This window comes from Haloferax sp. ATB1 (assembly GCF_000730175.1).
The window spans coordinates 22,567-36,556 of the sequence record NZ_JPES01000093.1 but is presented as its reverse complement, the minus strand read 5'-3'; the positions used below and the strand labels follow the sequence as shown (position 1 = coordinate 36,556).

The following is a 13,990-nucleotide window of genomic DNA, read 5'->3' as shown; positions in this document are numbered from 1 at the left end:
CGCCCATGGCGAGGAGGCCGACCCCGGCGGCGGTGAGCAGGCCGACCGCGGCCCAGTCGAGGGGTTCGGGCCTGTCGGTCGGGCGCTTCCGCGAGAGGACGCGGTCGCCCGAGAAGACGAAGTAGTAGCTGAACACCGCGACGAGCGCGAGGAACGTCCGACTTTGGGTCGGCGCGAGGGCGAACAGTACGAGCGACGTGACCGCGACGACAGTCATCCCCGCGACGTAAATTCGTCCCGCCCGTCGATGGCGACGACCGCCCTTCTTCGTGACTATCGCGCCGAAGCCGGCGAACAGCGCCGCGAACCCGGCGAGAATGTGGATTCCGAGCGTCGCGTCTTCGACGAGCGTCATCGGGGAACCCCGGGAATAGCGGGCGACTGGCGGGGTTCGACTCGGCTCTGCGGGGCGCGGCTCGTGAGTGGACTCGGCATGGAATCGAGTCGTTCGAGGAGTGATATAAATTTACTGAGTGAGCACTTACTTATCACGTTGGAAAAATCACGGTGAGGCGGTCCGCCCACTGAGCGCCGCAAGTACGACCGAGAGTGACGTGACAGTCTACCCGTTAGCGGAGCGGGTGCAGGTGCAGGTGCGTAGCGCATCGGCTCAGCGCGTGATAGTCTGAAAAATCGAGGCCGGCGTCTGCCGAGATAATCGGCAGTCGCGTCTCGGTGTTACTGCCGGACGACGTTCGCCGCGCGGGGGCCCTTGGGCGAGGACTCGATGTCGAACTCGACCTCAGTACCCTCGGTGAGGTCGTCGCCGCCAACGTCCTCCATGTGGAAGAACACGTCTTCGTCGTCGTCGAGGTCGCCGTCGTCAGTAGAGATGAAACCGTAGCCGCCAGTGTCGTTGAAGAAATCAACTTTGCCGTGTGCCATTACGAACAAATCGAGGGGAGACCGATGGATAACACTTCTGAGAGTCAAGGTACCATAACCCTTCGACAGACGTTTGTCCACTCCAAGCGGCCGGTTCGGCGGAAATGTGCGGACGGGAAGGGGGTCGGCGAAAGCAGCGGGCCGAACCCGCGCTCACTCGACTAACAGCGAGTCGATGTACGCCGACAGCGACGCCCGGAGGTCGTCGCCGACGCCCTCCATCCCGAGCGCGAGGGCGAATCCGGTGTAGCCGTCGGTCGCCGAGAGGACGAACGCGGCCGTTCCCTCGGGGTCGACCTCACGGAAGACGCCCTTCTCGACGCCGTCGCGGAGGATGTCAGCGATGACGCCGAGAGTGTGGCGCTCCATCCTGAGCAGCGGTTCGCGGAGCGTCTCGTTGTGTGGCGCGTGCGAGAGGAGTTCCATGACGGCGATGTTGACGCCGGCGGCGGCCGGGTCGTCCTCGTCGACGAGGAGGATATCGCAGACCGCTCGAAGCCGCTCTTCGGGGCCCTCCGCGTCGATTTCGTCGAGGGTCCGCGCGAGGTAGTCCTCCGACGTTTCGAGGAACGCGACGATCATCTCGTCTTTCGAGTCGTAGTAGTAGTACAGCCCCGCCTCGCTCTTTTCGCTCTCCGCGGCCACCTTCTTCGTCGTCAGTCGAGCGTAGCCGTGCGTGGCGAGCGCCGCGCGGACCGCGTTCGCAATCTGTGCTTTCTGCTCGGGCGGCACGGAGTCGGCGGGCATGGTGAGTGAGTGTTCGCTCGCTCGACTACTTGTGTCCGTTGTTCCGCGGGCGAAACGCGAGACGCGACGCCGACCTCACTCCGCAGACCGACCGCGCGCACCCGCGACCAACTCGCCGAGCGCCCGGCGCTTGATGAGCGCGAAGCCGGCGAAGATGGAGACGAAGCCGAGCGCGGTCACAGAGTCGATGAGTTGGCCGAGGAAGGCCCAACTGAGGAGCGTCGCGGAGACGGGTTCGACGTAGCCGATGAGGTTTATCTGCGTCGGGCCGAACCGGCCGAGCAGTTCGAAGTAGATGAGGAACGCGCCCGCGCCGCTGACGACGGCGAGGTAGAGCAGCGAGCCGACGGCGACACCGGACCACTGGATAGCTGCGAACGACTCGCCGGTGGCGACGCCCGCGACGGACAGGAGCGCGGCCCCGAACAGCATCGCCCACGCCTGGAGCGTCCGTGCCGGGATGTCCGAGGAGAAGGGACGCGTCAGGACGGCACCGAGGGCGAAACACGCCGAGGCGACGAAGACGATGGCGACGCCGACCACGTCGCTGGAGAGGAGCGCGCTCGGATCCGGTTGGGCGACGAGACCGACACCCAGAAAGCCAAAGCCGAACCCGAGGACGCCGAGCGCGGAGATGCGGTCGCCGAGGATGCCCGTCGCGAACAGCGCAGTCAAGACCGGCCCGAGGCTGATGACGATGGCCGCCACCGCGCCGGGGACGTGCTCCTGTCCGAGGTAGAGAAACGCGTGGTGCGCGCCGATGAGGAGACCGCCGGAGACGCCGACGAGCGTCCAGTCGGTCCGGCTGTGCGGCCGCCAGTAGTCGGTCGAGACGGCGGCGTAGCCGAGGACGATAAGGCCCGCAAGGAAGAACCGAAGCGCCGCGAAGTGCAGCGGCGGGAAGTACGCGAGACCGACTTCGATAGCCACGAACGAACTCCCCCAGAGGAGTCCCAGAAGGACGAACAGTCCGGCGGCGACCCGGCCGTTCACCGACACCACGCCCCGCTCGGCGGTCGGCGATGCGCCCCCGTCGGACTCGGCCGCTCCATCGCTCCGCCGACCGTTGCGGCTCCGCCGACCGTTGCGGCTCCGCCGGCCGTTCCGCCCCCACCGACCGTTGCGGCTCCGCCGGTCGTTCCGCCCCCACTCGACCGTTCCGCCCGCTCTGCCGACCCGGATTCGAGACGCCCGCGTTCAGTTGCAGTAATATTCAGCACGTGAGCGTATCGTTACCACACAATCGATAATAGTCGTTTTGTTCGGTTCGAATTTCGAACCGCTCGCGACTTATAGCGAGCCGCGGAGGACCTTCGCCGCGGTTAAAATCGGGTCCCAGACGGGGCTGAACGGCGGCGCGTAGCCGAGGTCGAGACGCTCCACCTCGGCGACGGTCAACTCGGCGGCGAGCGCGGTCGCCACGGTGTCGATTCTGACGGCGGCGCGGTCGGCCCCGACGATGGTACCGCCGAGCAGTCGCCCGGTGTCGCGGTCGGCGACGAGCGTGACGGTCGTCTCGGCGGACCCGGGGTAGTAGCCCGACCGCGAACCGGCGGTGATGGTCTCCGAGACGGGGTCGAAGCCGGCGTCGCGCGCCTCGTCGAGGTCGGTCACGCCGGCGCGGCCGCATTCGAGGTCGAACGCCTTCACGACCGAAGTGTTCGCGACGGTTCCGATGGGTTCGGGGTCGCCGGCGACGGTCTGGCCGATGGCGCGCCCGGCGCGGTTCGCGGGCAGGCCGAGCGTGTTCCACGTCGGCTCGCCGGTGACGACGTGGTCGATTTCGGCGCAGTCGCCCGCGGCGTAGACGCGCTCCGCGCTCGTCCGTCCGTAGTCGTCGACCGCGATAGCGCCCGTCTCGCCGAGGTCGACCGCGTCGGCGACGAGGTCCGAGTTGGGCCGGAGACCGATGCCGACCATCGCCGCGTCGACCGCGAGTTCGTCGCCCTCGCAGACGACGGCCTCGACCCGGCCCACGTCGTCGCCGCGGAGTCGCTCCACCGACGCGCCGAGGTGGAGCGTGACGCCGTGGGCTTCGAGATGTTCCTCGACCCGCTCGCCCACGGCGTCGCCGAACGAGCTGAGGACGTGCCCGGACCGCTGGAACAGGTGGACGTCGAGGCCGTGAGCGGTGAACGCTTCCGCCATCTCGACGCCGACGAAGCCGCCGCCGACGATGGCGACCGACTCGGGCGGTTCCATCGCGCCGAAGCGGGCCGCGCGCGCCTCGTCGACGAACCCGCCGCCCCCGAGGTCGGCGACCGAGGCCTCGTCCGGGTCGGTGAGGAACGACCGAATCGCCGCCGCGTCGTCCAGGCCGTGGAGCGTGAACGCGCCGTCGAGGTCGATACCGTCTATCGGTTCGCGGAGCGCCCGCGCGCCGGTAGCGACGAGGAGGTCGCCGTAGGGCTGTTCGAACGTCCCGTCCGGTCCCTCGACCGTGACGACCCGTTCGTCGGTGTCGACGGCGACGACCTCGTGTTCGCGCCGGAGGTCGATGCCGCGGTCGGCGGCCGCCTCGGGCGACAGCGAGAGCATGTCGGTGAGCTTCTCGACCTCACCCTTGACGAAGTAGGGCGTGCCGCAGTGGGCGTAGGAGACCCAGCGGCCCTTCTCGAAGACGACGACGTCGCGGTCGGTATCGGCGCGGGCGAACTTGCTCGCGGCGGAGAGTCCGGCGGCGTCGCCGCCGACGACGACGAATGGTTCGGCAGGCATCGTGGGAAAGTGGTACGCCCGCCGACACGTAATTTCCCCGGCCGGGCGAGGCAGGCGCACGGACGCGACGACGACGGCCGAGAACGCGGCGAAAACGAAAGTACCGGCCCGTCAGCGGCCGACGCCGCCACGCTCGGCCGCGAGCGTTCCGAGCACCCACGCGCTCACGTCGGACGTCTCGCGCGCGGCGAACTCGGTGGTCGCGTACTGCGCGAGCGCGTTTCGCGCGGCCCGAGGGTCGCCGTCCTCGTAGTAGTCGTCGGCGAGGTAGTCGTCCCCGCGGCCGACCATGTGGGCGATATCGACCAGCGCGCGCCGCGTCAGGTGCGGGTTCGACCCGTCCGACCGGGCGGCTTCGAGGGCTTCGAGCGCGCCGAGTTTCGCGTCCCTGACCGCGGCCGCGGACTCGACCGACTCGTACCGACCTCGCTTGATTGCCGTGACTGCGTCCTCGAACGCGCGGCGGTGCGTCTCGGCGGTGTGAGCGCCCACGAGCGCGGTGGCGAAGCGGTCGCTTCGGAGGCCCTCACGGATGTCCTGAAGCCCGCGTTCGACTTCGACGAACGTCTCCACCAGCAGGTCTTTAGCCGGCGTTGATTCGAGTGCCTCGGGGTCGAACCCCTCGCCCTCGATGACGGCTTCGAGCCCTCCCTCCTCGGGGTACTCGGCCCGGCGGTCCTCGGTGATTCCGGCGAGCGAGGACGCGGTCGATTCGAACGCGTCGGTGAAATCCACCGGGTCGGAAATCGACGCCAGATAGCGGTCGCGGACGTGGCGCGCGCCGTCGAGCGACGCCCGCGCGGATTCGACCGCGTCGAGCAGTTCGCCGACCCGCGGGGCGCTGTCGGCGTAGCGGCCGTACTCGTCGGCGTTGTCGAGATACCGGACCGCCGCCGCGACGAGGTTCTCGACGGCCTCGTACACGACGAGCGCCCGGTCCGGTTCGTCCCCGAGGTAGCGCGTTCCGAGCCGGAACGACTCGATGTCGGCACGGACCGACTCGGCCTCGTCGCGCACGTCGGCCTCGGTGAGGTCGCCGACCGCGGCGTCGTAGGTCCCCTTCGCCATCGCCGCGGCCCCGCGGGCGTAGCGCAGTCCCCGAAGCGACTCGAAGGGCGTCTCGTCCGCCGTCGTCCGTTCGAGGTCCTCGACGGCATCCGCGTACGCCTCGGCGTAGATTTCTCGGACCGCCTCGTTCGGGACTTCCTCGGGAGACATCGTCTCGGGGCAGGAGTCGAGGAGTTCGCGGGCGCGAGCGTGGTTCAGTTCGAGGAACGACTCCGCGATGGGGACCGGAATGCGGGCCGGGAACGCCGGCGACCCGAGTTCCCTGACCTCTCGGAGCGCCGCCGCGTCGAGTTCCGAGTCGTCGGATTCGGATTCACTCGTGTCGAGTGCCGTACAGCCCGCGAGTCCGGCGACGCCGACCCCGGCAAGCGAGGCGAGCACGTCGCGTCGCGTTCGTGGCATCTCAGGCGTCCTCCGTCTCGGTTCGGAGCGACGGTGGGAGGTGACAACTGCTTCCGCCGCCGTGTCCCCAGCTCGACTCGTCCTGCGATGAGTAGGGCAGTCGCACCAGCGAGGCGACGACGTGGCGGTCGTCCACGGAGCACTCAACCGACGCCGGCCGGAGCGGGTAACAGAAGTCGAGGTGGACGGCGCTGTCCGGCGGGTTCGTGACGTACAGCAGTTTCACGCGGTGGCAGGCGTTCGGCCGGTGCTGGGTGATGACGAGCGTCTGCGCGTCGAAATCCGTCTCGTCGATGAACGCGCGGGCCTCGTCGATGCCGTCGGGTTCAGCCGCGACCGCGACGTTCCCGCGTTCCTCGTCGGTGGTGACGAGGAAATCGTCGAAGTACGACGACCCCGCCCCTTCGTCGTCGCGGGCGGCGTTTCGGAAGATGGCGGTCTCGGCGTCGTTGCGGAGTTGGAGGTGGTCGTAGTCGGTGACGAGCGCATCCGGGGAGGGACCAGACGGCTCGTCGAAGCTGGAGCTCGAACCCTCGCCGGAACACCCGGCGAGCGCGGCGACGAGGGACGCGCCGCCGGCGCGGAGGACCTGTCTGCGGGTCGGCAGGGACATATGTCGGTTCTCCAACCGAACGCCCGCGGTATGTGTTTTCCGATGTGTCGGGTCGCCGCCGGCCGAACCGCGGGACATTTCCCCGGCGGTCGCCTCGTCTCGACCGACAGATGCGCGAGGACGAGTTGGCGACGCGGGTGGTCGAGCACTTCCGGGCGGCCTTCGACGACGTGGAGATTCACCTCGAAGAGCCGTACGACCACTACGGGAACCGCGGCGTCGCCGACGTGTACGTCAGGGTGCGGACGCCCGAACCGGTTGACTACCTCATCGAACTCAAGGCCGACGCCGCCGTCCGCCACGCCACCGGCGCGAACGAGATACTCCGCCAGTACCGCCGCATGGAGCGCTATTTCTACAAGGACGACGAGCACGCCATCCGGACGAAACTCGGCCGCGAGGGGCCGGGCGTCCACGCGCTGTTGCTGTTCGCGCCGACGAAACGATGCGTCGAACACGTCCGAGAACACGCCGCCCTGTACGAGTCGGTCGACCCCGACGCGACCGTCGAGGGCGTCGAGGCCGTCCGAAAGGTGGCTTTCCTGACCAACCTCGACCGCGCGCCCGAGGGGGAACTCGGCTTCCTCTCGCTCAACGGGCCGCTCGCGTTCGACTCGGTCCCCTTCCGCGAGGCCGTCCCGTCGGGGTCGCGCCTCGCGGACGCCCTCTGGGGCGACGACTAGCGGACACGCTCATACACCCCCCGTTCGTAGGGGCTGGCATGGGAACGATTCGAGAGTCGGTTCGAATCCCGTTGGGGGACCTCCGTCAGCAGGTGGCTGACAGCTTCGGCGTCGCGGCGTCGCTCGTCGAGATACACGGTATCCGGCTCGAAGACGGGGGGCTCGAAGTCGACGCGAGCTACCCCGACGGCGAGGACGTGCCGGTCGTCGAGCTGTTCGTCACCGACCCGTCCGGGAACACCGAGTCCTACGTCACCGAGTTAGACGGCGCGAAGAACCTCCTCATCGCCGGCGAAGACGTGCTCGTCGAACTCGTGGACTACGACCCCGAGCGCGGCGAGGTGTTCGTCTCGGTGAAACACCGACAGGACGGCGAGATGGTGACCGTCCTCGGCTGCGGCGAGAAATGGGTGATTCCGGTCGAGCGCGACGGCGTCGAGGAGTCCATCCGCTGTCGGATTCAGAGCGCCGTCGGGCCGACGGGCGACGACTCCTGACCGCGACGGAGGTCCGGAGCGTTACCCCTCGTATTCGACGTAAGAGACGCAGTACCCCTCGGGAGCGATTTCGCCCGCGACGATGGCGCACGCGCCCACGCCGTCCCCGTTTTTGTCCTCGATGTAGTACCGACAGGTCGAACACTGCTTGCCGTCTTTCGGCTCGTCTTGGTACGAGACGGCCTCCTGCGACGAGAGACTGCCGGGGTTGCGCTGGGTGCCGTCGAGTGAGGTGGCAGTCGCGTACGCCTCGGGGACGCCCCCGGTCGACCCCGACGACTGCGTCGTGGTCGCGGTCGCTGTCGTCGTCTCGGTCGCGCCGCCACCGCCGCCGGAACAGCCGGCCAATCCGGCCATCGCAGCGGTCCCGGTGAGCCAGATGAACCGTCTCCGTGTGCGGCCGGTGTCGCAGGGCTCCTGACTCCGCGTCGGTCGGTCGGTCACGTCTCGGCGTGGCGTCCGCTCGTCGTCTTCCATGCCAGCCTCTGACGCGCGGCGTCGGTAAAACCGCGTCAGCCGTTTCTCATGCGGCAAGAATTGCGGCCGCGTTGATGTTGTCACGGTACTAAGTAACACGGATACGCGAATCGGGCGGCGAGAGAGCGAAAATATGGGAATAGAGGGCGACGAGCCCCGTGGACCTCACTCGTCCGGGCGAATCCGGGCGAGCCGCATCGCGTTGCCCGTCACGCCCATGGTCATCCCGGCGTCGCCCGCGAGGACCGCGAGCGCGACCGAGACGTAACCGAAGGGCACGCCGACCGCGAGGACGGCCTTGATGGCGAGCGACGCCCAGATGTTCTGCCGGATGACGCCGTTCGCCCGGTGAGAGAGTTCGTAGAGGTACGGGAGCTTCGAGAGGTCGTCGGCCATGAGGGCGATGTCGGCCGTTTCGAGAGCAGTGTCGGTTCCGGCCGCGCCCATGGCGACGCCGACGGTGGCGGTGGCGAGTGCCGGGGCGTCGTTGATGCCGTCGCCGACCATGGCGACCGAGCCGTACTCGTCGAGCAGTCCCTCGACGGCGGCGACCTTGTCTTCCGGGAGGAGACCAGCGCGGAAGTCGTCGACGCCGACCTGCTCGGCGATGGCGCGGGCGGTCCCCTCGTTGTCGCCGGTGAGCATGACGACCGAGAGGCCGGCCTCGCGGAGCTTCGCGACCGTCTCGCGGGCGTCGGGGCGGACCTCGTCGGCGACGGCGACGAGGCCTTCGAGGTCGTCTTCGGTGCCGACGACGACGACCGTCTTGCCCTCCGACTGGAGGCGTGGAATCGTGTCCTCGACGAGGTTGAGACAGCCGTGGCGGTCACAGAGCTGTCGGATGTCCTCGGAAAGCCCCTCGTCGGGCCCGGTGACGTGGACGTGTTCGAGGTCGAAGCCGAGTTCCTCGAAAAAACCGGGCTTGCCGGCGAAGTGCGGGACGCCGTCGAGGTCGGCGCGGACGCCCTTGCCGGTGACGCTCTCGAAGTCGTCGACCTCGCGGGCGGCGACGCCCGTGCCCTCCGCGTGGGTGACGATGGCCTCGCCGATGGGGTGTTCGCTCCGGGATTCGAGGCCGCGGGCGCACCGCAGGACGTCCTCTTCGGAGTTCCCGTTGAGCGGGACTACGTCGGTGACGGTGAGTTCGCCCTTCGTGAGCGTGCCCGTCTTGTCCACGGCGATGGCCTCGACCGAGCCCATCGCTTCGAGGTGCGTGCCGCCCTTGATGAGCACGCCGTTTTTCGCGGCCGACGTAATGCCCGAGACGACCGAGACGGGCGTCGAGATGACGAACGCGCAGGGACAGGCGAGCACGAGCATGGTGATGCCGTAGACGAACCACGTCACCCAGTCGAGGCCGAACGCGATGGGCGGTATCGCCGCGACCGCGACCGCGACGACGACCATGACGGGGGTGTAGTACGACGAGAAGCGCTCGACGAACTGCTCGCGTTCGGTCTTGTTGGACTGGGCGTCCTCGACCATCGAGACGATGCGCGAGAGGGTGTCGTCGCCCGCGGCGGACTCGACGCGGACTTCGAGGTAGCCCGCCTCGTTGACGGTGCCCGCGAACACCTCGTCGCCCTCGGCCTTGTCGACCGGGACGGACTCGCCGGTGATAGGGGCCTGATTGACCGCGCTGTCGCCGGTGACCACCGTCCCATCGACGGGAATCTTCTCACCGGGCTTGACGGCGACCACGTCGCCGAGTTCGAGTTCCTCGACGGGAACGACCGTCTCGACGCCGTCGCGGAGGACCGTCGCCTCGTCGGGCGAGAGGTCCACCAGTTCGCGGAGGGAGTCGCGCGTGCGGTCCATCGAGTAGCGTTCGAGCAGTTCGGAGACGCTGAAGAGGAACGCGAGCGTCGCGGCCTCGAAGTAGAGGCTCGTCGGCCCGGAGATGAGACTCGCGGTCACGGCGCTGAGAATCGCCGCCGACATCAGGAAGTCGATGTCGAGACTGCGGTTCTTCGCCGAGTAGTAGCCGTTGCGGAGGATGGCCTGCCCGCCGAGCGCGGCCCCGAAGATGTAGAGCAGTTCGGCGACCGTGAACGAGACGCCGAGGACACTGGCGACGACGAGTTCCAGTCCGAACAGGTACTCGGCGGCGATGCCCGCCGCGAGGAAGCCGCCGCTTATCCACGTTTTCACCGCGCGCGTACTGCGCCAGACGCTCTCGCGGTCCGTACCGGTGTCAGCGTCGGCGTCGGCGTCTGCCTCGTCGCCGTCGGTCCCGGTGACCTCGTACCCCGCGGCTTCGATGGCCGAGACGACCGAATCGAGGTCCGCGTCGGCCGCGAGCGTGACGACCGCGGTCCCGGTCGTCGGGCGCGTCTCGTAGGAGAGCACGCCCGGTGCACCGCGGAGGGCGTTTTCGACCTTTCCGGCGCAGGAGGCGCAGTCCATGTCGGGGACGGTGAACGAGACCTCGCGCGTCGAGGGGCCGTCTTCGACGGCGTAGCCCGCGCCCTCGATGTTGCCCCGGATGTCGTCCGACGTGGTCCGTTCGGGGTCGTACTCGACGACGAGTCGGCCGGTCGTCGCCCGCGGGTCGATGTCGCCGACGCCGTCGAGTTTCCGGACGCTCGATTCGACCTTGTTCGCACAGGAGGCGCAGTCCATGTCCGGCACGGAGAACTCCGCGCGGGCCGAACTGGCGGCGGGCGACGAGTCTTCCCCCGACACCCCGACGGACGAGTCGGTCTGCGTCGAGCCGGCCGCGCCCGACTCCGACTCTCCCTCGACCTCGCAGGCGTCGTCGCACCCGCAGCTGTCGCCGTCGGGCGGGTTAGTGGACGCGTCCGCCCCGTCACCGGGGTCGGGGTCGCGTTCGTCGTGTTCGCTCATACTCGGCAGTAGTCAGGGACTGTTTAATAATTCACCTGTTAGAAACGGGGGGGTTGTAATGTTTTAACTTCGATAAATTGAGCGTTCTCAGTTAACAATCAGAGGAACGGCGGACTCGCGGTCGGCAGCGAGATGAGCCACAGGCTGAGAACCGTGTAGAGAATCATCACGGCGACGAAGGGGAACTGACTCCGGACGGCCTGCAGTCGGCTGGGAAAGGTCCGGTAGGCCTGCGAGTGCGCCACCCACACCGCGAGCAGGTGGCCGACGAGGACGAACACGACGTTCAGGCCGCCGAACCACGCGGGAAGCGTGAGGACGACCGGGTTCGCCGGCGACGACAGCGGCGACGACAGCGCCCCCGCCAGCATCGGCGACAGCGAGACGAAGAAGCCGAAGTAGTGCGCGAGGTGGTAGCCCGCGGCGATGGCGAGCAACGAGGGAGCGAACGTGACCGCGAGGTCGAGCGGCGTCTCGAAGGTGTCGATACGGCGGGCGGTCACCCGCGCGGCGAGGACGTAGAGGCCGAGGAAGACCCCGAAGCCGCCGAGGTAGAGCAGTCCGTAGACGAGAAGCGGCGGGAGTCCGACGCCCGCGAGCCACCGGATGGCCGCCGCGCCCTGCTCGGTCGTGACGAAGCCGCTGAAGGTGAGTTCCCAGACGAGGACGACCGCGACGGCCACGTCGCCGAGGTCGGTCAGGTCGTCGTCGGTGACGAGTCGCATCCCCGGCAGGCGGAACGAGAGGCCGTCGTCGTCGAGTCGAACCGGCGCGACCCGGCCGTAGAAGTGCAGGAAGACGGAGACGGGGTCGACCTTGTCGAACCACGCGTCTACGCCGACGACGACCGCGCCGGCGAGCGTGACGACTGAGTAGGCGACGAGCGCGGTCGCGAGGACCGACGGCCGGGTCGTGACGGCGGTCGCGGTCTCGACCCAGACGAGCGCGAGAATCCCCGCCACTGCGGGCCAGCGGCCGAGTCGCTCGGGGTACGAGACGAAGCCGTTCGGAACCGCCGAGACGACGGTTCGCCACGGATTCAGCGCTCGCCACGTGTCGGCCACGAGGTACGAGAACATCGTGTACCCGGCCCGAAGCCCCGCGAAGACGACGATAACGGCGAAGCTGACGGTCGGGACCTGCGGGCCGGTGTACCCGAGATAGACCACGAGCGCGAGGAGCGCGAGACCAAGGACGCCGCCCGCGACCCGGAGGGCGCGCAGGAGGCCGTCCGAGATGCCCGCTTCGGACCAGTCTGCCACAGATGGACGCGCTCGATGAACCGGCGGTCGGTGACGAAACTGGCGAGGAGCGCGGAGGCCCCGACGGTCGCGCCGCCGGTGGCGAGATAGAGCCACCGCGGGACCGCGAGGTTGTCCTCCGACGCGCCCGCGAGGCCGACCGCGGCGTTGCGTCGCGGCCGCCGGGTCGGAGAGGAGCGACAGCAGGCTCGCCAACAGGAGGCCGAGACCGAATCGTCTGAGGGTGAGGTGTCGGGGTCGGGTCATGATGCGAAGACGATAAACAGCATGAGGAAGCCGAAGTAGAGCAGGACGAGAACGCCGAGCGCGCGGATGCGGAATGACTTGAGTTCGTCTTCCTCCTCGTAGTACGCCTCGCGGTACGCCTCGACCTCTGCGGCGTCGAGGTCGTCGGGGTGTCTCGCGCCCCGGTGGAGGACCAGCAGCCGCGCTGTCGGATACGCCTCGCCGCACGCTGTGCAGGTGTGGCGGTCGCGCGTCGCGTCTGTGTCCGTAGTCATCCGATAGTCACTCGAAGTTCGGGGTGGTTGGCTTCTGAACGTTTCCATCGCGGGCGTCCGCGCCGGACGGGTCCGGCGGCGGGGTGCGAGTGCGAGTCGCGAGACGCACGACAGCGGCGGGACGACGCCTCAGACGTCGAACCGCATCGGCTCGAACTCCATGAACGCCGTCTCGTAGCCGTCGTGGCGCGCGACCTGCGGCGGCACGTCCACCGAGAGCGTGAGCGCGTCGCCGGATTCGACGCCGTCGAGCCCCACGCCGTAGTGATAACTGAGGTCGGGGTCGAGCGTCCGGTCGAGTCGCGCCCCGTCGAGCACCGCGGTTCCGCCGCGTTCGAGCGTGGCTCTGACGCCCATCATCGGCAGAACGAACTCGTTGTACGGCGTCCGCGCCGAGACGTAGAGGTACGAGCCGTCGACGCCGAACCGGGAGCCGTCGTCGACGACGAAGGCGTCGAACAGGGCGTCGGCGCTCGTCTGCCGGCCGAGATGGCGACCGGGGAGGTCGCCGATAGCGGGCGCGTTCCCGGTCGGGACGCCCATCATCTCCATCGCGGGGACCGCGCCGCGCGACCCGGCCTCGTCACCGAGGCGCTTCAGTTCCACGTCGTAGAGGTCGTCGGTCTCGAAGGTGAACGCGAACGTCGCCGTCTCGGCCGCATCGAACCGACCGGCGAAGGAGCCGGTCCGGGACAGCGATGTACCGCCGATGTGCACGCGGGCCTCGTAGTCGCCCTCGCCGTCGAGGACGTAGTTCGAGCCGTAGTGCATCCCCATCTGCTGGGAGAGCATCGGGTAGGCGACCTCCTCGCTCACGAGGTCGCCGTCGCGGAGAATCTCGATGGAGACGCCGGCGTCGAGCGGGAGGACGGTCCCCGTCTCGGCGTCCCACAGCGACGCCATGAGGTGAATCGAATCGTCGGCCTCGACGACGGTTTTCCCGAGTTCAGAACCGGCAGCGGTCCAGAAGCGATGGGGGTACGAGTAGGTGAGCGCGACGCCGTACGGACCGGCTGTCGTCTTCCCGTACATCCTCATCCCCTCGGTGATGGCAGGCAGGTAGACCGCGGCCGGGCGGTCCTCGACGAGCGGCGGGTCGCGCCACGCCGACTGTTGTTCGAACCCGCCGAGGCACCCAGCGGTGGCCGCGACAGCGCCGATACCGAGCGTCTTGATGGCGTCGCGTCGTTTCATGGTGTCTCGCTGGCGTCTCGTCGGCTCATAGTGGGGTGTCGCCGCGCGTCTCCGCGAGGCGGTTAGTCACCTCTGCTAGCGGCCCGGTCCCAATGTC

14 protein-coding genes and 1 pseudogene are annotated in these 13,990 nt (G+C 68.5%); 2 read left to right on the top strand and 13 right to left on the bottom strand.

The genetic code is table 11. The features are described from left to right. The 8 genes from ATB1_RS15640 to ATB1_RS15610 all read right to left on the bottom strand — a co-directional run. On the bottom strand, positions 1-355 hold a 355-nt coding region (locus ATB1_RS15640; protein ID WP_042665452.1), incomplete at its 3' end, for a DUF2306 domain-containing protein. Positions 356-678: 323 nt separating this feature from the next. Then, complete coding sequence (locus tag ATB1_RS15635; RefSeq protein ID WP_004040969.1) at positions 679-885, bottom strand: cold-shock protein; 207 nt, start codon at positions 883-885, stop codon at positions 679-681. 153 nt (positions 886-1,038) lie between these two features. Continuing rightward, positions 1,039-1,632: a TetR/AcrR family transcriptional regulator gene (locus ATB1_RS15630; protein WP_042665450.1), complete on the bottom strand. Its 594-nt coding sequence runs from the start codon at positions 1,630-1,632 to the stop codon at positions 1,039-1,041. 75 nt (positions 1,633-1,707) lie between these two features. Further along, positions 1,708-2,631, bottom strand: coding sequence for a DMT family transporter (locus tag ATB1_RS15625; RefSeq protein WP_241768296.1), 924 nt, complete (start codon positions 2,629-2,631; stop codon positions 1,708-1,710). Beyond that, complete coding sequence (locus ATB1_RS21750) at positions 2,622-2,852, bottom strand: hypothetical protein (RefSeq protein ID WP_128081488.1); 231 nt, start codon at positions 2,850-2,852, stop codon at positions 2,622-2,624. The genes ATB1_RS15625 and ATB1_RS21750 overlap by 10 nt, the downstream gene beginning before the upstream one ends. Before the next feature lie 70 nt (positions 2,853-2,922). After that, positions 2,923-4,350 carry an FAD-dependent oxidoreductase gene (locus tag ATB1_RS15620; RefSeq protein WP_042665448.1) on the bottom strand — a complete coding sequence of 476 codons (1,428 nt, stop codon included), beginning with the start codon at positions 4,348-4,350 and terminating at the stop codon, positions 2,923-2,925. A gap of 111 nt (positions 4,351-4,461) precedes the next feature. Then, a complete protein-coding gene (locus ATB1_RS15615) occupies positions 4,462-5,820 on the bottom strand; it encodes a hypothetical protein (protein ID WP_042665446.1) in 1,359 nt (452 codons plus the stop codon). Position 5,821: 1 nt separating this feature from the next. After that, positions 5,822-6,433, bottom strand: coding sequence for a hypothetical protein (locus tag ATB1_RS15610; protein ID WP_042665460.1), 612 nt, complete (start codon positions 6,431-6,433; stop codon positions 5,822-5,824). 110 nt (positions 6,434-6,543) lie between these two features. Here ATB1_RS15610 and ATB1_RS15605 point away from each other — a divergent pair, with 110 nt between their 5' ends. Together ATB1_RS15605 and ATB1_RS15600 are read left to right on the top strand one after the other, a co-directional pair. Next, positions 6,544-7,116, top strand: a complete 573-nt coding sequence (locus ATB1_RS15605) for a hypothetical protein (RefSeq protein ID WP_042665444.1) — start codon at positions 6,544-6,546, stop codon at positions 7,114-7,116. A gap of 38 nt (positions 7,117-7,154) precedes the next feature. After that, positions 7,155-7,613, top strand: a complete 459-nt coding sequence (locus ATB1_RS15600) for a hypothetical protein (RefSeq protein WP_042665442.1) — start codon at positions 7,155-7,157, stop codon at positions 7,611-7,613. Between the two features lie 21 nt (positions 7,614-7,634). Here the strand turns inward: ATB1_RS15600 and ATB1_RS15595 are convergent, their stop codons facing one another. The 5 genes and pseudogenes from ATB1_RS15595 to ATB1_RS15575 all read right to left on the bottom strand — a co-directional run bounded on the left by ATB1_RS15595 (position 7,635) and on the right by ATB1_RS15575 (position 13,893). Further along, entirely contained in the window at positions 7,635-8,090 is a 456-nt protein-coding gene (locus ATB1_RS15595) for a high-potential iron-sulfur protein (RefSeq protein WP_042665440.1), read from the bottom strand. A 165-nt stretch (positions 8,091-8,255) separates the two neighbouring features. Then, positions 8,256-10,937, bottom strand: coding sequence for a heavy metal translocating P-type ATPase (locus ATB1_RS15590; protein ID WP_042665438.1), 2,682 nt, complete (start codon positions 10,935-10,937; stop codon positions 8,256-8,258). A 98-nt stretch (positions 10,938-11,035) separates the two neighbouring features. Then, positions 11,036-12,445 (bottom strand): annotated as a pseudogene (locus ATB1_RS15585) (hypothetical protein). Beyond that, a complete protein-coding gene (locus tag ATB1_RS15580) occupies positions 12,442-12,699 on the bottom strand; it encodes a hypothetical protein (RefSeq protein WP_042665435.1) in 258 nt (85 codons plus the stop codon). The pseudogene ATB1_RS15585 and the gene ATB1_RS15580 overlap by 4 nt, the downstream one beginning before the upstream one ends. 129 nt (positions 12,700-12,828) lie before the next feature. Continuing rightward, entirely contained in the window at positions 12,829-13,893 is a 1,065-nt protein-coding gene (locus ATB1_RS15575) for a hypothetical protein (RefSeq protein WP_042665432.1), read from the bottom strand. Positions 13,894-13,990 lie beyond the last annotated feature (97 nt).